General features: G+C 58.6%; 11 protein-coding genes. 3 read left to right on the top strand and 8 right to left on the bottom strand.

Features of this window, described 5'->3' with window-relative positions:
* Nucleotides 1-194 precede the first annotated feature (194 nt).
* A complete protein-coding gene (locus OKC44_RS06545) occupies nt 195-2,576 on the top strand; it encodes a beta-glucosidase (protein WP_270811684.1) in 2,382 nt (793 codons plus the stop codon).
* Between the two features lie 95 nt (nt 2,577-2,671).
* Here OKC44_RS06545 and OKC44_RS06540 read toward each other — a convergent pair whose 3' ends face one another.
* Together OKC44_RS06540 and ppsA are read right to left on the bottom strand one after the other, a co-directional pair.
* Nucleotides 2,672-3,649 (bottom strand): AraC family transcriptional regulator, encoded by a 978-nt coding sequence (locus OKC44_RS06540; protein WP_270812141.1) that lies wholly within the window; start codon nt 3,647-3,649, stop codon nt 2,672-2,674.
* Nucleotides 3,650-3,949: 300 nt separating this feature from the next.
* Nucleotides 3,950-6,328, bottom strand: coding sequence for a phosphoenolpyruvate synthase (ppsA, locus tag OKC44_RS06535; protein ID WP_270811681.1), 2,379 nt, complete (start codon nt 6,326-6,328; stop codon nt 3,950-3,952).
* A gap of 308 nt (nt 6,329-6,636) precedes the next feature.
* Here ppsA and ppsR point away from each other — a divergent pair, with 308 nt between their 5' ends.
* Nucleotides 6,637-7,449: a posphoenolpyruvate synthetase regulatory kinase/phosphorylase PpsR gene (gene ppsR / locus OKC44_RS06530; RefSeq protein WP_005302533.1), complete on the top strand. Its 813-nt coding sequence runs from the start codon at nt 6,637-6,639 to the stop codon at nt 7,447-7,449.
* Between the two features lie 89 nt (nt 7,450-7,538).
* On the opposite strand, the gene OKC44_RS06525 is transcribed toward ppsR, so the two are convergent.
* Nucleotides 7,539-7,826 (bottom strand): hypothetical protein, encoded by a 288-nt coding sequence (locus tag OKC44_RS06525; RefSeq protein WP_270811679.1) that lies wholly within the window; start codon nt 7,824-7,826, stop codon nt 7,539-7,541.
* A gap of 362 nt (nt 7,827-8,188) precedes the next feature.
* Between OKC44_RS06525 and OKC44_RS06520 the strand changes: the two genes are divergently transcribed.
* Nucleotides 8,189-9,565 carry an amino acid permease gene (locus tag OKC44_RS06520; RefSeq protein WP_270811676.1) on the top strand — a complete coding sequence of 459 codons (1,377 nt, stop codon included), beginning with the start codon at nt 8,189-8,191 and terminating at the stop codon, nt 9,563-9,565.
* A gap of 246 nt (nt 9,566-9,811) precedes the next feature.
* Here OKC44_RS06520 and OKC44_RS06515 read toward each other — a convergent pair whose 3' ends face one another.
* From OKC44_RS06515 to OKC44_RS06495, 5 genes are all read right to left on the bottom strand, one after another.
* Nucleotides 9,812-10,516 (bottom strand): SIMPL domain-containing protein, encoded by a 705-nt coding sequence (locus OKC44_RS06515; protein WP_029300114.1) that lies wholly within the window; start codon nt 10,514-10,516, stop codon nt 9,812-9,814.
* A 56-nt stretch (nt 10,517-10,572) separates the two neighbouring features.
* On the bottom strand, nt 10,573-11,130 hold the full coding sequence (locus OKC44_RS06510; RefSeq protein ID WP_270811669.1) for a hypothetical protein: 558 nt from the start codon (nt 11,128-11,130) through the stop codon (nt 10,573-10,575).
* Nucleotides 11,131-11,216: 86 nt separating this feature from the next.
* Nucleotides 11,217-17,933 carry a retention module-containing protein gene (locus OKC44_RS06505; protein ID WP_270811667.1) on the bottom strand — a complete coding sequence of 2,239 codons (6,717 nt, stop codon included), beginning with the start codon at nt 17,931-17,933 and terminating at the stop codon, nt 11,217-11,219.
* A gap of 265 nt (nt 17,934-18,198) precedes the next feature.
* The gene (locus OKC44_RS06500; protein ID WP_011706510.1) at nt 18,199-20,124 is read right to left on the bottom strand and encodes an EAL domain-containing protein; all 1,926 of its coding nucleotides are present in this window, start codon (nt 20,122-20,124) and stop codon (nt 18,199-18,201) included.
* 3 nt (nt 20,125-20,127) lie between these two features.
* A complete protein-coding gene (locus OKC44_RS06495) occupies nt 20,128-20,850 on the bottom strand; it encodes a transglutaminase-like cysteine peptidase (protein ID WP_270812139.1) in 723 nt (240 codons plus the stop codon).
* Nucleotides 20,851-20,865: the final 15 nt, after the last annotated feature.

The raw sequence follows: 20,865 nt of genomic DNA, 5'->3' as shown, positions 1-20,865 counted from the left end.
CCCCCGGGGCAAGGCGGCCATCGCCCGACTTGTTAACCTGCCTGCAGCCAAACGCCGGCCCACGGGCCCGTTCGGCCTTCCTTGCGATATCCAATGGCAGCCGCCAGCAGAGCGGTCCAGCCCAGGCGAATGCCTTGCGCCCGGTGTCGATATCTCCTTTTTATTTTTATTCAGACAGTTACGAGGACGTCTTCATGCCTATCACCACAAAATTGAAAGCGGTTTCACTGGGTGTCAGCCTGGCGCTGGCCGGCCTGCTGGTCGGTTGCAACCAGAATGACTCGGATCCCCTGGTCAAGGACGATGCCTATTACCGTGGCCAGGCCGAGGCCATGGTGGCCAAGCTGACCCTCGGCGAGAAGCTGGACCTGCTCTCCGGCCCCGGTTACGGCAGTGCCAACGGCGCCATCAACGTCAAACAGGACGTGCCCGGCGTGGCGGGTTACATCAACGGCGTGCTGCGCAGCGCGGACGGCATCGACATTCCGGCCCTCAAACTGGCGGACGGGCCGGCCGGGGTGCGGATCAACGCCAACCGCGATGGTGACAGCACCAGCTACTACGCCACCGCCTGGCCCATCGGCTCGCTGCTCGCCTCCAGCTGGGACGTCAAGCTGGTCAAGGCCGTCGGCGAAGCCATGGGGGACGAGGTGCGCCAGTACGGGGTCGACATCCTGCTGGCCCCGGGCATGAACATCCAGCGCAACCCGCTCAATGGCCGCAACTTCGAGTACTACTCGGAAGACCCTCTGCTGACCGGCAAAATCGGCGCCGCCATGGTCAACGGGGTGGAGAGCAACGGGGTGGGCACCACCATCAAGCACTACTTCGGCAACAACTCCGAGACCAACCGCAACCAGATCAACGACATCGGCGAACCGAGAACCTTCCGCGAGATCTACCTGCGCGGCTTCCAGATCGCGGTAGACGAGGCCCAGCCCTGGGCGGTGATGACCTCCTACAACAAGGTCAACGGCACCTATGTCAACGAACGCAGGGATGCGGTGACCGACCTGCTGCGCGGCGAGTGGAAGTTCGACGGCCTGGTGATGTCCGACTGGTTTGCTGGCGACGTGGCCAACAACGCCTACAAGCAGGTGCTGGCGGGGCAGGATTTGATCGAGCCGGGCAACGTCAAGGAGCAGTTGCAGCAATCCATCGAGCACGGTGATCTCGACGAGGCCAAGGTGAACGAGGCCGCCATCCACATCCTGACCCAGGTGATGAAGAGCCCCTCCTACAGCCAGCTGGCCATCAGCAACAGCCCGGATCTGACCGCCCACGCCAAACTGGCCCGTCAGGCCGGTGCCGAGAGCATGGTACTGCTGCGCAACGACGCCGCGGCCTTGCCGCTGGCGGCAAGCAGCACCCTGGCCAGTTTTGGCATCAACCAGATCAACACCTACAAGGGCGGCACCGGCAGCGGGGATGTGAACGCCGCCAGCACCACCACCATCGCGCAGGGACTGGCGGCACGCTTCCCGGTCAACGAGGCATTGCAGAGTTACTACCGCGATTTTTACGAGAACAACAAGGTCTATCACGAGGGGCAATTTGGCGCCAAGGGCTACTACACCTGCGCCGAGGCACCAATCAGCGGCGAGCTGGCAGCCCTGATCGCCAATGCGGCCGCCACCCAGCAAGCCGCCGTCATCAGCATCGGCCGCCAGGCCGGGGAAGGGGCGGATCGCAGCAGCGGCAAGGGGGACTATCTGCTCGGTGATGACGAGCGTGCCCTCATCGACGCAGTGAGCAGCGCCTTCCACGCCCAGGGCAAGAAGGTAGTGGTGGTGCTCAACGTCAACGGCGTCATCGACACCGCCCAGTGGAGCGACAAGGTGGATGGCATCCTGCTGGCCTACATGGCTGGTCAGGAGACCGGCCACGCGGTGGCGGACGTGCTCTCCGGCGCGGTCAACCCGAGCGGCAAACTGGCCCAGAGCTTCCCGCACAGCTACGCCAGCGTTCCCTCCGCCGGTACCTTCCCGGGCGAGGACACCGACGGGGACGGCGAACCGGACGATCTCTACTACAACGAGGGGATCTACGTGGGCTATCGCTACTACAGCACCTTCGAGCAGGCGGTCTCCTACCCGTTCGGCTTCGGTCTCTCCTACACCAGCTTCAGCTACACCAGCCCCGCCATCGCCAGCAATACCCTGGAGGGCGGCAGTGCCGGCAGCCTGGTGCTGACCGCCACCATCACCAACACCGGTGCCGTGGCAGGCAAGGAGGCGGCCCAGGTCTATGTGACCGCCCCCGAGGTCAAGCTGAAGAAACCGCTCATCGAACTCAAGGCCTTTGCCAAGACGGCGCAGCTGACACCGGGGGCCAGCGAACAGCTGAGCTTCACCATTCCGGCCAGCATCCTCGCCAGCTTCGATGAGGCCAGCAACCAGTGGATCGTGGAGCCGGGTCGCTACAGCGCCTACATCAGCCCCTCGTCGGATGTCTCCGCCAGCACGCCGGTCAGCTTCACGGTGAGCAAAGAGATAGTAGTGAGCAACACCACGCCGGGGGCACTGGCACTGCCGGCCGGGGTGGATCCCGCCAGCGTCACCACAATCACCCGCTAACAGGGACAGGCACGGCCGGGCACCCAGCCCGGCCTTGCCCGAACATTGCCCAGCAATGACCCAACAACGGGACCGGCCTTGCACCGGTCCCGTTGTTATTGGCGGGCGTTGCGATAGGCCAGCGGCGTCATCCGGGTGTTGGCCTTGAAGAAGCGGTTGAAGGCGCTCTGGGACGAAAAACCGACCCGATCGCTGATGTTCTGCAGCGGTTGATCCCCCTCGCCCAGCAAGCGGCAGGCTTCGCTCACCCTCGCCTCCCTGAGCAGGGTGGAGAAGCTGCTTCCCTCCCCCTGCAATTTGCGATTCAGGGTCCAGCGGCTGACATTCATGGCCGCGCACACCTCCTTGAGCAGGCTCTCGTCGCTCTCCAGCTCCCCTTCCCGGATCTTGTGGCGGATCCGCTCCCCCACCAGATAGGCAAAGGGGGCCCGCTCGGCGATGTCGGCGCAGATCTGCGCCAGCTGGGCCAGTTGCAGATGACCCAGCGGCTCGTTGTAGCAGTGGCTGGGACAGTCGAGTTGGGCGTTGTCGATGGTCAGGGTGTTTTCCCCCTGCTCCCAGCGGCAGCGAGTGGCGAAGAACTGATCCAGCAGTTGATGGCGCGGTGGCGGCCGTCCCGTGAAGCCCACCGAGACCCGGGGATCCGCCAGATAGACCCGCAAAATCCGGTAGAGCATGATGAAGTTGGGGATGGCCTGACTCGCCCCCAGGCTGGTAGGCCCCTGATTGACATACAGGTATTGGCTGGCCTGCGTTCCCCGCCGCACCCACAGCTCGTCACAACTGCCGATGATGGGGCGATAGGCCAGCAGCACCTCGAGTGCCGCCCGCGGCGAGGGCTGGTTCAGACACAGGCTGATGAGCGGCGGATAGTGCTGGTAGAGCTGGCCGATATCGTAGGAGAGGATGGTTTCGTGAAAACTGGCCAGATAGGGCTGCATCAGTTGCAGCATCCGGTAGTGGCTGTGGGCCGGCAGCCTGCCCTGCTCGCGCTCGATGTCGAACGACGTGAGGCCGCCCGCCATCAGAATGGCATCGGGATCCCCCCCCTGCTGCTGGCAGGCTCCCAGCATTCGTCTGATCACCTGGTTTGATACGCTCTGTGACATCTGCCGTCCTGGCCTCCGTGCTGACAGGAAACTGCTCGTGATCCCCCGGCCCGCCACTGGCGGCGGGCCTGCCACCCCGTGCAGCGGGCTGGCGCGACCATTATGGGGCGGTTGCAAAGCGAGCAGATGTAACGGAGTGTAAAAGCACGCGCCAGCGCGCCATTTTGGGCAGATGTGGCCGCCATATCGGACCAGTTGCGTCAGGTTCAGCCATGAAAAATGGCGCCCGTGGGCGCCATTTTGGTGGGAGCTGTGTAGCCTGCGTCAGTTCGTCTTGTGCTGCTCGGCCAGATAGAGCCAGGTGTCAACCACGGTATCCGGGTTGAGGGACACCGAGTCGATCCCCTGCTCGACCAGCCAGGCGGCGAAGTCCGGATGATCGGACGGCCCCTGGCCGCAGATCCCCACGTACTTGCCCGCCTTGCGGGCGGCGGCAATGGCCATCGCCAGCAGCGCCTTGACCGCCTCGTTGCGCTCGTCGAACAGGTGGGCGATAAGGCCCGAGTCCCTGTCAAGTCCAAGCGTCAGCTGGGTCATGTCGTTGGAGCCGATGGAGAAGCCGTCCACGTGCTCGAGGAACTTGTCTGCCAGCAGGGCGTTGCTCGGGATCTCGCACATCATGATCACCTTGAGCCCCCGCTCGCCACGGCGCAGACCGTTCTCGGCCAGGATGTCGATCACCTGCTCCGCCTCGCCCACGGTGCGCACGAAGGGGATCATCACCTCGACGTTGGTCAGCCCCATCACATCACGCACCCGCTTGATCGCCTCGCACTCGAGGGCAAAACAGGGGCGGAAGCTGTCGGCGATGTAGCGCGACGCACCGCGGAAACCGATCATCGGGTTCTCTTCATGAGGCTCGTAGTCACGGCCGCCCACCAGGTTGGCGTACTCGTTGGACTTGAAGTCCGACATCCGCACGATCACCCGCTCCGGCCAGAAGGCGGCGGCCAGGGTGGCGATGCCCTCGGTCAGCTTGGCGACGTAGAACTCGCGCGGGCTCTCGTAGCCGGCGATCATCTTGCCGATGGTGGCCTTGAGCTCGGGGCTCTGCTGGTCGAACTCCAGCAGCGCCTTGGGGTGCACCCCGATCATCCGGTTGATGATAAATTCGAGCCGTGCCAGCCCCACCCCGGCGTTCGGCAGCTGGGCGAAGTCGAACGCCCTGTCCGGGTTGCCGACGTTCATCATGATCTTGATGGGCAGGCGCGGCATGTTGCCCACCTCGGTCACCGCCACGTCGAAGTCGAGTTCGCCGTCGTAGATGAAACCGGTATCCCCTTCCGCGCAGGAGACGGTAATGAGCTGGCCCGGTTCGATGCGCTTGGTGGCATCACCGCAACCCACCACCGCCGGAATGCCCAGTTCGCGGGCGATGATGGCGGCGTGACAGGTGCGGCCGCCCCGGTTGGTGACGATGGCGGAGGCCCGCTTCATGATGGGCTCCCAGTCCGGGTCGGTCATGTCGGTGACCAGCACGTCGCCGGGTTGCACTTCGTCCATCTGGCTGATGGAGGAGATGACCCGCGCCGGACCCGCGCCGATCTTGTGGCCGATGGCGCGCCCCTCGATCAGCACCTTGCCCGCTTGCTTGAGGGCGAAGCGCTCGAGGGTGTTGGCCTCCTGGCGGCTGCGCACGGTTTCCGGACGAGCCTGGACGATGTAGAGCTTGCCATCCTGCCCGTCCTTGGCCCACTCGATGTCCATCGGGCGGCCATAGTGCTGCTCGATGATGAGGGCCTGCTTGGCCAGCTCCATCACCTCGGCATCCGTGATGCAGAAGCGGCTGCGCTCGGCCTCATTGGTGTCGACGATCTGTACCTGGCGGCCGTGGCTGGCATCGCCAGAATAGGTCATCTTGATGAGCTTGGAGCCGAGGGTCTTGCGCACCACCGCCGGGCGTCCTGCCTTGAGGGTCGGTTTGTGCACATAGAACTCGTCGGGGTTGACCGCGCCCTGCACCACCATCTCGCCAAGGCCCTGGGCGCCGGTGATGAACACCACGTCGTTGAAGCCCGACTCGGTATCCAGGGTGAACATGACGCCGGAGGCGGCGAGATCCGATCGCACCATGCGCTGGATCCCGGCCGACAGGGCGACCCCCTTGTGGTCATAGCCCTGATGCACCCGATAGGAGATGGCGCGGTCGTTGAACAGTGAAGCAAACACATGCTTGACGGCAATCATGACGGCGTCGATGCCGCGCACGTTGAGGAAGGTCTCCTGCTGGCCGGCAAAAGAGGCATCCGGCATGTCCTCGGCGGTAGCGGAGGAGCGCACCGCAAAGGACGCGTCAAGCCCGCCGCTGAGCTTGTCGTAGGCAACCCGGATCGCCTGTTCCAGCGCGCTCTGGAACGGGGCTTCGATCACCCAGTCACGGATCTGCTGGCCGGCCCGGTTGAGGGCGGCGATGTCGTCCACATCCAGGCTGTCGAGCAGATCGTGGATCTTGCCGTTGAGGCCGCTTGACTCCAGAAACTCGTTAAACGCAAAGGCGGTGGTGGCAAACCCGCCCGGCACGGATACGCCGGCACCAGAGAGGTTGCTGATCATCTCGCCAAGGGATGCATTTTTGCCGCCAACTCGTTCTACATCCTGCATTCCGAGTTGCTCGTACCAGAGTACGTACTGTTGCACTTGCATGTCTCCAGGTTGGTGGGCACTGTGCCGCCATGGCACCTTGTGCGCCAGTTTATGTGCGTTATTGTCTGTTTCTACTGTTGCCAACGACCATGAAAACGTTTTCTACTTATTGTCAAAAAAATCCCCGAGCAAGATTTGGGGATGGTCGAATGACACAGACATTCTACAATGCCAACACAAAAAGGTAACGACTCAGGTTTGCAAGCCACTTCACAACTTGGGCACGGCAGACCGGTTGACAAAAACGATATGGTTTCGAGAGATACTTCTTGCTTGCCAGCTCGCCGACCCCCTCACAGGAGCCCCCAGTGCACACCGTATTCTATGTTTCAGACGGCACCGCCATCACCGCCGAAGTGTTCGGCCACGCCGTGTTGAGCCAGTTTCCGCTGGCCTTCGAGCAGATCACCATCCCCTTTGTCGAAACCCTGGAGAAGGCGCGCCAGGTACGGATGCGCATCGACGAGCAGTTCCGCCAGACCGGGGTACGCCCCATTTTGTTTCACACCATTGTCGATCATCAGGTGCGCGAGGAGGTGCTCAAGGCCCAGGCCAGCAGCCACGACTTTCTCAACACCTTCGTCAGCCCGCTGGAACACGAGCTCGGAGTAAAGGCCGAGCCCAGGCTGCACCGCACCCACGGCATGGAGAACCGCAAGCTCTATGACGATCGCATTGAGGCAGTCAACTTCGCGCTGGCCAACGACGATGGCATCACCACCAAGGAGTATGAGGAGGCCGACATCATCCTGATCGGGGTCTCCCGCTGCGGCAAGACGCCGACCAGCCTCTATCTGGCGCTGCAGTTCGGCATTCGCGCCGCCAACTACCCCTTCATCGAGCAGGACATGGGAGTCCTGGATCTGCCGGCCGCCCTCAAGGCCAATCGCCACAAGCTGTTCGGCCTCACCATCGCCCCTCAGCGGCTGCACGAGATCCGCAACCAGCGCCGCGCCAACAGTCGCTACTCCTCGCTGGAGCAGTGCGAACAGGAGCTGGCCTGCGTCGAGCGGCTGTTTCGCCAGGAGGCGATCCGCTTCCTCGACACCAGTTCACACTCGGTGGAGGAGATCAGCGCCAAGATCCTCGAGGCCACCGGTCTGCGCCGTCAGCTTTATTGAGAAGCCTGCCCGCCGGCAAGCTGACGACACGGCACACGCCAATAAAAAAGCGCCGGATACGGTTGTATCCGGCGCTTGTCGACTGGACCTCAGCGGGGCTGGGAGCCCGAGCGGTTCAGCTCTCTGTTGTTCATCAGCATGGCGTAGAAGTTGAGCACACCGTGACGCCGGCGTACCCGCTCGGTCAGCCAGAGGGCCGGCAGCAGGCCGATGGCACCGGCGATCAACAAGACCGTTCGCAAGTGCATCACCAGATAATCATCACCCTGCACGGCCCACACCAGCAGACACCCCACCGCCATGGTCAGCAGCAGGGGCGAAAGCCACACGGTGAGCCACAGCGCGACGGCCAGCAAACTGCCAATAATACGTTGCATGAAGTGCATCCTTGTTGCAAAGGAGGCTTCATAAAACAGGAATTGCCGACAGAGTCAACCAAACCGCGCCCAACTGCTCACAATACAACCAAACACTTCCCTGCCAGCTTCACCGCTCCCTAAAAACCTGCCTTTCGCCGAAAAAACCAGCGAATGATGAGGAAAACAGGTGCATCCGCGATGGATTATCACTATTCTGCTTCCGTTGGTAGTCGCCATAAAAAACAGAAAGCGACTCACTGTAACGAAATAAATACGGATTTCGTCACGTTTCAGGCACGCTTTGCCGTGCACGGTCACATGGATTGACCCGACGGACGAGATGACAGACGAATGACTTCAGAAGACGTAAGGAAGGAAGAATGGATCTTCAACAAAACGGCGAGGAGCTGAAACGCGGTTTGAAAAACCGCCATATCCAGCTCATCGCACTGGGCGGCGCCATCGGCACCGGCCTGTTTCTCGGCATTGCCCAGACCATCAAGATGGCGGGCCCCTCCGTGCTGCTTGGCTATGCCATCGGTGGTTTTATCGCCTTCCTGATCATGCGCCAGCTGGGCGAGATGGTGGTGGAAGAGCCGGTAGCCGGCTCCTTCAGCCACTTCGCCTACAAATACTGGGGTGACTTCGCCGGCTTTGCCTCCGGCTGGAACTACTGGGTGCTCTACGTGCTGGTGAGCATGGCCGAGCTGACCGCGGTGGGCATTTATGTCCAGTACTGGTGGCCCGAGATCCCGACCTGGATGTCGGCGGCCTTCTTCTTCGTGCTGATCAACGCCATCAACCTCTCCAACGTCAAGGCGTTTGGCGAGATGGAGTTCTGGTTCGCCATCATCAAGGTGGTGGCCATCATCGGCATGATCGGCTTTGGCGGTTACCTGCTGGCTAGCGGCAACGGCGGTCCGGACGCCAGTGTCAGCAACCTGTGGGCCCAGGGCGGCTTCTTCCCCAACGGCATCAGCGGTCTGGTGATGGCGATGGCGGTGATCATGTTCTCGTTCGGCGGGCTCGAGCTGGTCGGCATCACGGCTGCCGAAGCCGACAATCCCGAGAAGAGCATCCCCAAGGCCACCAATCAGGTGATCTACCGGATCCTCATCTTCTACATCGGCGCCCTGGCCGTGCTGATGTCCCTCTACCCCTGGGGCAAAGTGGTGGAAGGTGGCAGTCCCTTCGTCATGATCTTCCACGCACTGGACAGCAATCTGGTGGCCACCGTGCTCAACATGGTGGTACTGACCGCGGCTCTGTCGGTTTACAACAGCTGTGTCTACTGCAACAGCCGCATGCTGTTTGGTCTGGCCAAACAGGGCAACGGCCCGCGCAGCCTGCTCAAGACCAACAAGAGCGGGGTGCCGGTGGTGGCCATCTCCGTCTCCGCCGCGGCCACCCTGCTGTGCGTACTCATCAACTACCTGATGCCGGGCAAGGCGTTCGAGCTATTGATGGCGCTGGTGGTCTCCGCCCTGGTCATCAACTGGGCCATGATAAGCCTGGCACACCTGAAGTTTCGCAAGAGCAAGCAGGCCGAAGGCGTGGTTCCCAAGTTCAAGGCGTTCTGGTACCCGTTCGGCAACTACCTCTGTCTCGCCTTCATGGCCGGTATTCTGGTCATCATGTATCTGACCCCGGGCATCCAGATCTCGGTACTGCTCATCCCGGTCTGGATCATCGTGCTGGCCATCGGCTATCAGTTCAAGCAGAAGCGCCGGGCTCGCGTCGCGGCCGACCTGGGCTGATGGCATCAGCCTCATCCCCCTCAAAAGCCGGTCACTGACCGGCTTTTTTCTACCCAGATATTACCGCTGCAAGTAGGCATCACCCGCCTCCCCTCTTCAGTCCACCATGACCATTTGAGCACGCGCTCAGATAGCGGCCATCGCCAGCTCTCTCTTTGGCAAGCATCCTTACTCGTCTAAAAACAACAAGCCCGAGACAGAGAGCTCGGGCTTGTTGCAAAAAGGCAGGTAGAAAACCGCGCAGGATTATTCCAGCAAGAAGACGGCTTCCACGTTGTCCGTGATGGTGATCTGCTGCTGTTGGTAGCTGTTTTCCATCATGTCGGCGGCAGGTGCCATGGCGGCAGCCTTGAGGGCCCGGCTGTAGATCGGCATGGGGCTATTGTTGCGGTACTCGACGCTGTAAACCTTGCCGAGTTTCATGCCAAACGCCTTGGCCAGAGACTCAGCCTTGGTTTTGGCATCTTCAACCGCTCCGAGGCGCGCCTGCTCCTTGATGGTTTGCGGCGCCTTGAGCCCGTACTCAATCTGGGACACGGATTCCAGCCCGGCCTTGAGTGCGGTGTCCATCAGCTCGCTCAGCTTGTCGAGTTGATAGAGTTTGACCGCGAGCTGGCGCTGGGCACGGTAGCCCACCAGTTCCGGCTTCTTGTTTTGCGGATACTGGTATTCCGGAGAGATCACCAGATTGCCCGCCTCAACATCGCTGCGCTTGATGCCCAGCCCTTCCAGCTGGCCAAAGAAGGCGGCAACCTTGCCATCCACCTGCTGCTTGGCCTTGATGCCCTGTTTTTCCAGCGCCGTCACGGAGACATTCAGCGTCAGCATGTCGGGCTCGGCTTTTTGCTCGGCATAACCGCTCACCACCAGATGGGGGGCTTGCGGCACTTCAAGGGCAAACAGGGGGGCACTGATAACCAGGGCTGACAGGGTAAGCAGGGGACGCCACATAAAAAAAGACCTCAATCTATTGGAGTGAGGTCATTATGCCCGTCGTCGAATGGGATTCATATATCGTGCAACGGCGGGATCTGATCCAGCACCTGATTGGTCATATCGATATTGATGCTGATCTCGCCACCCGGCAGCCCCTGATTAGCAGCCGCCAGTGGCGTGGCGCTGCGGGAACCCAGCAGCACATCATCATCAAAATGGAAGGAGTCCCACGACAGAACATGTCCGGCCAGCGGAGCTACCGGCTCCGTCATCGTGGTGGTCACCAGGGGGGCACAGTCGATGTTGTCGGAGTGGCCGAGCAGATCCTGCAGGTACACATCGCTCAAACTCTGCAACGTATACTCCTGCTGCCCCTGTTCATGACCGACCAACACCATCATGTGGGGTGGCGCTGCATCGACGGCTGGCGTGAATGAGATAGTGGCCGCCGCAAAGTCCACATTCAGTGAACCAGCAACCTCGCCATCATCGCTCTCCAGATCCAGCGCATCAATCCGATCACCCGCCATCGTGGCGTGATAGCCAAACTGGCCGGTACAGGTAATGCTGCCCTGCCCGTCCCAGCTATAGCGAATGCCATCGATATCGACCCAATTAAATGACTGCATGGTGACCCTCTCCTGTACTGCCGCTATCTTAGCCGCCCCCTCAGTCAAAAAACAGGGGCCAGGTATTACCCGGCCCCCTTGGCTGGTTACGGATCAACCTTGAGGTTGCCGTCATCCAGCAGTTGCTTGATGATGTCGTGGTTGGTCGTCAGCCCACCGCTGTGATCCAGATCCAGGCTGCCCTGGAACTGTACCGTCAGTTGTGAACCACCGCTGGTAAGCCCATTTGTATCAATGGTCAGCTTGTTGGTCGCAGTATCAAACTTCAAGTAGTTGTCCAGTGCCGTCGCCAGATCGTTGTTGTTGGCAGCCGAGGGAACACCAACCAGCAGATCCGACAGATCCAGTACATCACCACCGCTGGTCGGATTACCCAACGTAAAGTCGGTAATGTTGTCGGTACTGCCATCCGCATCACCAGCAAGCCACTTGAAGGTATCGCTACCAGCACCACCCGTCATGGTATCGCCACCCAAACCACCGATCAGAATGTCATTGCCCAGTCCACCAATCAGCGTATCGTCACCAGCCAAACCAAAGAGCGTGTCGTTCCCTTCACCACCCTGAATCACATCCGCCAACGCCGACCCGGTTAAGGTGGAGCCAGCTTCAATGGTTACATGCAGATTGGTGGTGGAAGTTGCATCGTTATCAGCATCCTTAACCCCGACCTGGAAGTCCAACTCGGCATCCAGTGTGGTATTTTCCGAAGTAATCAAACCGATATCAGAGACCTTCACAACATCGCTGTCGGTCTGGTTACTGAAGTCTGTGGTCGTATATGAACCACCCGAATCACCGAAGGCCGCATTGAAATTCAGCGCAGTGGTGGTGGTAATACCCTCGACACTGGTCAGGATCTGCGCACCGTAGATTTGCCAGTTCTCACCTACTCCGTTGTAGTCATTGTGCTCGATAACAATAGCTCCATCGTTGTTATCCAGAGTAATGCCGTAAGCCAACAGAGCGGTCAAAGTTGCAGCACTACTACTTGATTTAGCGATATCACTGTTGCTGATCACCAGAGCCCGTGTGGTGGTTATGCCACCGGTGCCGATCAGTTTCAGCACCACCACCAAGTCTTCACTATTGATACCGTCGAACTTCAGGAAGATACCTTCCGCTCTGCCATCGGGGTTGGCAACAACTGTACCGGTCGGATTGGTAGTGTGGAATGTTAAATCCAGCACCTCACCCTTACCAATTGTATCGCCGCCCACACCGTTCGCCGAGTTCGAGACGCTGACCCAAGAAGATGCCTGAGTAAACAACTCGCCATTAGCAAATACATTGGTATTAGCGCCACCGGTTTGCAGATTGTTGGTTCCCGAACCCCCACCGGGCTCTGCCGCCCCCCTGAACTGGACATAAAAATCATTGTCCAGCCTGGCCACGGACACATCCGGCTGCGAGCTATCCGGCACACTGCCACCAGATGCATAGCCCGTAATACTTAACGAGGCACTGGTTTTGAGCACACTGAAGCCTTCGATCGGTTCATCCAGCGATAAAGTGTAAGTACCATTGATCTTGTCGAAGGTCAGGGTACCGGTTGCCTCCTGCGTGATTCCTGGACTGGCCGGATTCGGCGCGTAATTGAACTCAATATCAAAGGTGGCCGAACTAGCGTTCTCCGACACCCAGGTGACCAATTGCGAAGTGATGGCCCTGCCACCAACGGTTCCCGTCAGGCCGATGGTATTGAAATCCGAGTCAGATGACGAGAACGGCCCTGTGCCGCGGCTATCCGCACCAGTGCTGTAATCGAAAACACCTGTGCCACCGCCCGGGTTGCTGCTGTTGGAGTACACCAAGTTGGTGCTGGCCTGGATAGTCGGTACATCATCTTCTACCTGAATTAGCAGATCACCAGCCAGCGGCAGCGGGTTGACCCCATCGGAAGCGCGAATGACCCCAGTCAGATTCAGCGTCAGAAGCTCGTTGTCATCACCATTAGCATTCGGATGATCTAGCGGCCCAAGCAGGGTGAAGGTGTAAGAGCCATTGCTCTGCACCACCAAGGTGAAGACTGTTGCCGCACCAGCCATCGCTGTCAGGGTATTCCCAGAGAAGCCGTAGGTCACCGTCACTCCGTCCGAGGTCAGGGATGGCATGACATTGGGTGTGGAATCCAGACTGAACAGGCCGCTATTCGTACCAACCAATAGTTCAACCAGGCTTCCTGATACGGTCGTCGTCTGGGCATCTCCATCGGTGATGCCGCCAGTCAGCTCGTCCTCGTCCACCTTACCGATAACCGGGGCAGCATCTTCGATGTTGATCGTCAGAGTAGCGCTCGCTTGATCTCCATCCTTGTCAACGATCACATACTCGAAGCTTTCGCTGGTATCCGCGGCAACGCTTTGTGGCGAGGTGTAACCCCAGATGCCCGTGGCGAAATTAAAACTCAGCTTGCCACCCAGTGCCGTCGTAATGTTAGTTAGCTGCTGATCTCCATCCAAGACTCCATCCCAGAAATAAGTCGTGCCATCGATCTTGATGGACATGATCCGCCCCGGGCCATCAGCTCCGTATGAATCATCGTCACCACCACCTACTGCGTTGTTGTTGCCAAGCAGAACGTTACCGCTGACAAAGTTGCCCGAGATCTGACCAAGCAATGTATTAATCAGGCCACTAAAGTCAGTTACCAGAATCGGGGTTCCACTGCCATCAAGATCGACATCCTGCAAACGGGTGGTGTTAATACCATCTCCTACACCAATAGCGGTGACGTTGATGGCATTACTATCGACAAAGGTGTTCCAAGCCGTTGCCGTCGCGTTGCTCAGCGAGTTGCCGCCTGTACCTGTTTGCTCATTAGGGTTGCCATCACTGATAAAGAAAACCTGGTTGCTCCAACCCTCTATTGGGGCATATGACACCATGGTTTGCTGGATAGCATCGGTAAAGTCGGTATCGCCGTTAAACGGTCTATTGGCGATGATTCCATCTACTAAAGCATTGAACGCAGCGAGCGATGTCACCGGAGCATATGCCAGTGAGTCCGAAGAAAACGCCACTATGGTGATTTTCACATCGCCATCGGTACCGTTGAACAGTGCCTGCCCTGCTGCCTTCACAGCGTTCATCATGGTGGTGAACTCGCTGTTGCTGATACTACCGCTGGAATCCAACACAAAGGCAACATTGAAGTCCTTGCCACTGGACTCAGCAACAATAGCGGTGTCGTTCTTCGCCACCGGCGAATCATCATCGACGTTGATAGCCAACGTGCCACTCGCGGTATCGCCATCGCCATCAATCACTCGATAGTTCAAGGTAAACGCCTGGTTGTTCTCCTGATCAGCGTTCGCATGCTGAATAGGCGCATTCTGCGTCACGCTATACGCCCCAGTAGCCGAGTTCAGGGTTACTGTCAGCACTGTGATCGCCCCCTGTTTGACCAACATGGCGCCGGAGGGATTAGTTTCATAAGTAAACCCAGCAGGTGCCCCCGTGGTCAGCCATTGCATACTGCCTGCACCATCAGCCCCGAAGTTATGAGCAAGGATACCGTTAGTGTTTACCGCATTGTTATCGTCATTCGGACCACCCGGAATACCGTTGGCCAAGGCGTCGTCATCGAGTTGCACGGTTAGATTACTGGTCACGCTCGGTACATCGTCCTCGAAGCGGATGTTGCCGCCAAGGTCCGCACTCACCGTCCCGGTCGCGGTGTCGTTGTCGCCATCCACCACCGTCACCGTCGCACTCAGCAGTACCTTGCCATTGGCCAGGCTGATGAGGTTGTTGTCGTTGCTGTTGTCCACGTCCTCCGGCAGATGGTCCAGCTCCGCCGACTGCGTCAGCGTCACCGTGCCATTGCTCGCCACGCTGATGCGGAACACCTCCCCGGCCGAGGTCAAGCCAACGATGTCGCTGCCTACCTTGGTCAGGGTAATGACCAGCCCATTGCTGATCAGCCCGCTGTTACTGTTGGTCACGCTCAGGCTGTAACCGCTCACCGTTATGGTACCCGGACCGTCCGCGCCATAGCTCGGTACCGCCGCTGCCAAGAACGCCGCAGCAAAGCTGCTGGTCGCAGTGTCACTGGCCGCATCGATGGTCTGTGCATCCTGGGTGGTCAGGGTGATGCCAGCGTCCGCCACCACGTTGATGGTCACGCTGGGGCCGTCATCCTCAAAGCGGAACACGCCGTTGGCCCCCAGGTCCACCGCGGCACTGGCACTATCGCCATCGGCGTCGGTCACGGTCTGCACCAGGGTCAGCACGCCCTGACCCAGCGTCAGCGCCACGCTGTCATCCGCACTCGTGGTGTTGCCGTGCCAGACGTTGTCCAGCAGGGCCAGGGTCACTTCCCCGGTGCTCGGGTTGATGGTCAGGGTAAAGTAGTCCACCCCACCGGCACTGCCGGTGATGATGCTGCCCACCTGATTGAGCACGATGGCGGCGCCCTGCCCGTTGCCCGCGGTCGGGTCGACCGCATACAGGCCGCTCGCCACGTTGCTGCCGGTCAGCGCCAGGCTGTAGCCGATGCTGCCCGCCCCGTCAGCCCCGAAGGCTGGGTTGAACTGGGCCTGCACATTGGCCGCGCTCAGAGTGGCACTGGCCACTCCGTCAGTGCCGGCACCTCCCAGGCTGACCAGGCTTTCATCCACGCTCGCCCCCAGGCTCGGCGCGTCCACCGCCAGCCCAGCCCGCGGGCCGTCATCCTCAAAGCGGAACACGCCGTTGGCCCCCAGGTCCACCGCGGCACTGGCACTATCGCCATCGGCGTCGGTCACGGTCTGCACCAGGGTCAGCACGCCCTGACCCAGCGTCAGCGCCACGCTGTCATCCGCACTCGTGGTGTTGCCGTGCCAGACGTTGTCCAGCAGGGCCAGGGTCACTTCCCCGGTGCTCGGGTTGATGGTCAGGGTAAAGTAGTCCACCCCACCGGCACTGCCGGTGATGATGCTGCCCACCTGATTGAGCACGATGGCGGCGCCCTGCCCGTTGCCCGCGGTCGGGTCGACCGCATACAGGCCGCTCGCCACGTTGCTGCCGGTCAGCGCCAGGCTGTAGCCGATGCTGCCCGCCCCGTCAGCCCCGAAGGCTGGGTTGAACTGGGCCTGCACATTGGCCGCGCTCAGAGTGGCACTGGCCACTCCGTCAGTGCCGGCACCTCCCAGGCTGACCAGGCTTTCATCCACGGACACTGCGCCCAATCCTTCAGAATTGGTAGTAAGGGTGACACTGGGAACATCATCCAGAATGACCACATCCAGGCTGCCGCTGGTATTGTCACCATCGGTATCAACCAGTACGACGCTGAAACTCTCACTCAGCGAATTATCATTGGCAGGTTGGGTGTGGGTTTCACTTCCCCCCAGGGTGTAGCTGTAGTTCACGCTACCCGTGCCGGTCACGGGATTGTAATTAATGCCGGTAACGATCAGTTGGTTACCTAGTGGGCTGGTAATGGTTTGCGGGAAGGCTGTAACAGCTTGCCCGTTGGTGACCAAGGCGACGCCTCCCAGTGTCAGACTCTGCACACCATCGGCTGCACTGAAGGTAAAAATACCGCTCTGAGTCACAGCGGCTGCATTCGGATTACTCCCTCCTGCCAATGAAGCTTCATTTAATGTCAGTTCTCCGCCCTCCAGCTGCAGACCGGCAAGCTCAACCGGCTCATCAACAGGAGTGATCGTGATAGTCAGTATGGACTGTACTGAATCTGTACCATCTGTGACGGTATAACTCACCGTCGGAACAGGGCCGTCATAATTGGTGGCTGGCGTAAACTGATAACTGCCATCTGCATTGACCAGCAGGGTACCGACCCCTGCCAGAGTGACGGGGGTGCCCAGAGTCGTGTTGGCAACCCCACCCCAGCTAAATCCGGTGACAGTAGCAGCCTGAGGCCCATCATTATCGACGGTGTTGTCAAGCAAATTGCCCGATACTGCCGCATCCTCCGTCACCACGATGTTCTCACCCTGATCAGCAAGATCATTGACTGGTGTGATAGTGAGTTCCAAGGTGGATTGGACCGTATCGGTGCCATCGGTAACCGTGTACACGACTGGGGGAACAGCACCGTCGTAGTTGGGTGCCGGGGTAAATGTGAAGCTGCCATCGCCATTGACAACAAGCGTACCGATCCCGTCGATTGTCACACTGGTTCCGACAGCCACATTGGCGTTGCCTCCCCAACTGAAGAGCAGAACCGACGCAGCTGACGGTCCATCGGTATTGACCGTGTTATCCAGCAAATTGCCATTCAACACACCGTCTTCCGCCACAACCAGCTGCTCGCCCTGATCCGTCAGTTCATTGACCAGCAAGGGCTCTACTACTTGCTGTGTATCTACGACCGGCTCTGTCTGATATGTGGTGTCAAAGCCTGCGGCAGCAATGGTTGCATCGCCAATACGGTCAATAGTGACAAAGCCACCATTGCCACTGGCTCCGGCTACACCACCGATCCCGCCACCACCACCGGCAGCAGGTGCCCCACCAGCAGCAGAAGCTTCAAAGTTTTGTGTCGGGTCTACCCCTTGCAGAATTGATTTTTGCAATGCAGCGATATCAGGAGAAGCCGCAGTACCGGCATCAGGGGATTGAGGTTGACCAGGGGCTGGTACGTCATGAGCGGGAGCATCTGGAGTAGCGGCGGCAGGAGAATCGTCATAGGGAGCCAATACCAGTTTGGCGTCATCTGCAATATTAAGCTTGGCTCCTGGCTGGAGGATCTCGCCTTTTTGCAATGGGCGGCTGCTTCCATCAGCCAGCACGATTTGAACATTGCCTTCAATGGAAGAAACCACAACCGTTTTGTCGATGATTTGAGTGCGCATATCCTTTGCTCCAACGTGACAGATCTCGATGTCTACACCATAGATGTCTGTACGCTTCGCATCCGTTGCAAAAATGTATTGAATTTGTTCCGTCTTGGGTGGATGCAATGTATTAAATCGAAGGGTCTTTTTTATAATGTCAAATCAATCACTTGGTGACGTCTCAAGCGAATCTCAAACAGAAGGGGGCCCTAAAAATACCTATTCTTATTCATCTTTAGAATAAAAAAAGGGCCCTTATGGGCCCCTTTTGATTTGATAACGTTCAAGCCAGCGGGAATGCAGGATGAACAAAACCCTGATAACCATCGATATGCAATTTAGCAAGCAGCTCAACCTGATGTTGATCTTCAACCCGGGTCGCAATGGTTGTAACTCCTGCATTGTGAGCGGCGCGGCACACTGCTGCCAGGAAAGAGGTATCCGCCCCCGGCTCCATCACCTGACTGGTATAGCCATGATCAACCTTGACATAGGCTGGAGCCAGCTCTTCCAGATATCCCAGTGACTGGAAGTGACGTCCATAATGATCCACCCCCCACTGGAATCCATGTTCTTGCAAGGCCTTCACCAAGGCGGTGACATGATCTTTATGCTTCATGATGGCAGCTTCCGGGATTTCAAACAGCAGCCGTTCTTGCAGCTCGGCATGATCCGTCAGATAGCCGGTCAACCACGCCCTGAACTCATCGGAGCACAGCGAGCCAGCGGTAATATTGACCGCCAAGACCAGATCCGCCTGTTGCTGGAGCAATGGAATAGAAGCTTCAAGTATCGCTTGATCGAATTCGCCGCCCAATTTGAACTGTTCGATGGCAGGCAAGAATTGACCGGCAAAATAATCAGTGCCATCACGAGAAATAGAGGCAAACAATTCCGCATGCAAACGAACGCCGTTATCAAATCGGCAGGCAGGTTGCGCCTTGAAGCGCCACAAGTGCCGAGCGATGGCGTCTTGTACCAGATCGCGCCAAGCCAGACGTCCCATCAGCCCTTGATCAACACCGCCCTCCATGACTACTGCGCCACGACGTTCATTACGCGCTTTGCCCAAGGCGTTGTCGGCCTTGGTCAGCAACGCTGACAAATCGTCATTGCCATCCCTGCCTGCAATACCGATAACAGAGAGTGCACCACCCTCACCCATGGGGTTCACAACCAGGTCGGCAATGCGACTATTGATCACTTCCGCCAAATCTTTCAGCTGGGCCAGATCATCGGTAGGACACAGCAAGGCATATTCCGTGGCCGAAATCCGTGCCAGTGCCGACCCATCCCAGCCTTTCAGCTGCTCCTTCAGAGCCTGTGCTATCGACTTGACCATGTTGTCGCGAGCGGCAAACCCCTCCTCACGGTACAGGTCATCCAGCATATCGACAGCGACCAGCATGACGCCGCCTTGTCCCGCCTCGGCAATCCATGCGTTTACCTGACCCACGAAATAAGCCCGATTGCCCAAGCCGGATACAGCGTCCACATAAACCCGCTCCCGCAATTTTTCAGCTTCATCAGCCTGTTCCTTGAACTGCAGGGCCAGCTTGCTGGAAAGTGTATTGATGGCTTGTACCACCTGTTTCAATTCATGGGTCTTGGGTTCAGGAATGGCATGGCCAAAGTGGTGCAGCTCGATCTCCACCGCCTGCTCGCAGATCTGCTTGAGCGGCTTGAGCAAATAGTTGAGCGCACGCATCAACAAAATGGTGGTGATGAGAAAACCTATCAGAAACCAGCTCGCCAGTTCGCTCATACCACGCCACAGCTCGTAATAGGCTTGCCCGGGGTGACCAACAACCTTCAATTTGCCCAGTTGCAGCCAGCCAGAGGTCAGAATCGATTCGTTGGATACTTCCGGAAACAGGCCCAAATTAATGAACCACTGCGGCACCCCCTGAATATTGTTGGTATTTTCCTGCTCAATGACATCCTTGGAAGCCAACAAGTCCAGACGGACCAAGCGATAATATCCCCCATCAAATATCGCCTGGATGACGGATTCAGCCCCCACCTTGTCACCATTTTCCAGATAAGGTGTCAACGCCAACCCCAGGGATGTGGCGGTGTTGATGACTGTGGTTTCCTGCTGCTGCGCCAGATAGGTACGAGTCGAGTTGAATTGCACCCAATAGGTGGCTGCAAACAACAACCCGAACAGGATCAACATGGTGGCCAGTAATTGTCTGTAGAGCGTCATAGGTTAATCATCCAAATTCAACACAGGCTGAGCCAATCGCCCCGAAGTCATGCGATTGCGTAAATCATTCCATAATCCCAGGCGTGAGGACTGTCCAGCCAGTTCCCCTTGACCACGCGCCTTCATCAACCACAAGTGACTACCGTTAAAGCTGTATATCGGCATCAGATCCCGGCGCTGGCTGGCTGGCCGGATCGACCCAATCAAGTTATCCAAAATCACGGGGACTGAGGATGGCGTGTCATAGTAAGCAACCACCATATGAAACTGGTTGTAATCCAGTGCCTTGACATAGACCATCCGCATTTTTTCATCCGGCACCCCCAATTCCAGCAGGGTAAAGTACTTTGAAATGCTGAAGTCTTCACAATCACCACCCGCCGCGCCTAAAAATTCCAACGGGGTCGCCCAATAGTCTTTTTTGCGCCACAACTTGATGTCGTCGATAAAGCGCATCTGGTTGAAAAACTGGTTTACCTTCTCCAGTTTCTGACGGTCTGTCAGACCGGCGGCACGATTCTGCATGACCAGCGTGCGCCAAGTCGTGACCCGTTTGCCGGCTCTGACACCGTACGTTTCCTGTGCCCGCTGTACCAGTTTGAGATCTTCGGGGGTAAGAGGCTGGCTGGCAGAAAGCAGCAAAGGCAGAGAAACCAACAGCAGCCAGAGTGACCCGCGCAACCAGCGCGCACGCAAAAACGGAGCCAAGCCGAAACTTGACGCCATGCCGACACTGCCTGC

Origin of the sequence: Aeromonas sp. S41-2, assembly GCF_027705845.1 — a bacterium.
In the GTDB taxonomy this organism is placed as follows: Bacteria; Pseudomonadota; Gammaproteobacteria; order Enterobacterales; family Aeromonadaceae; genus Aeromonas; species Aeromonas hydrophila.
Note: the sequence above shows the minus strand (reverse complement) of the source record. Positions and strands in the feature narration are given on the sequence as shown.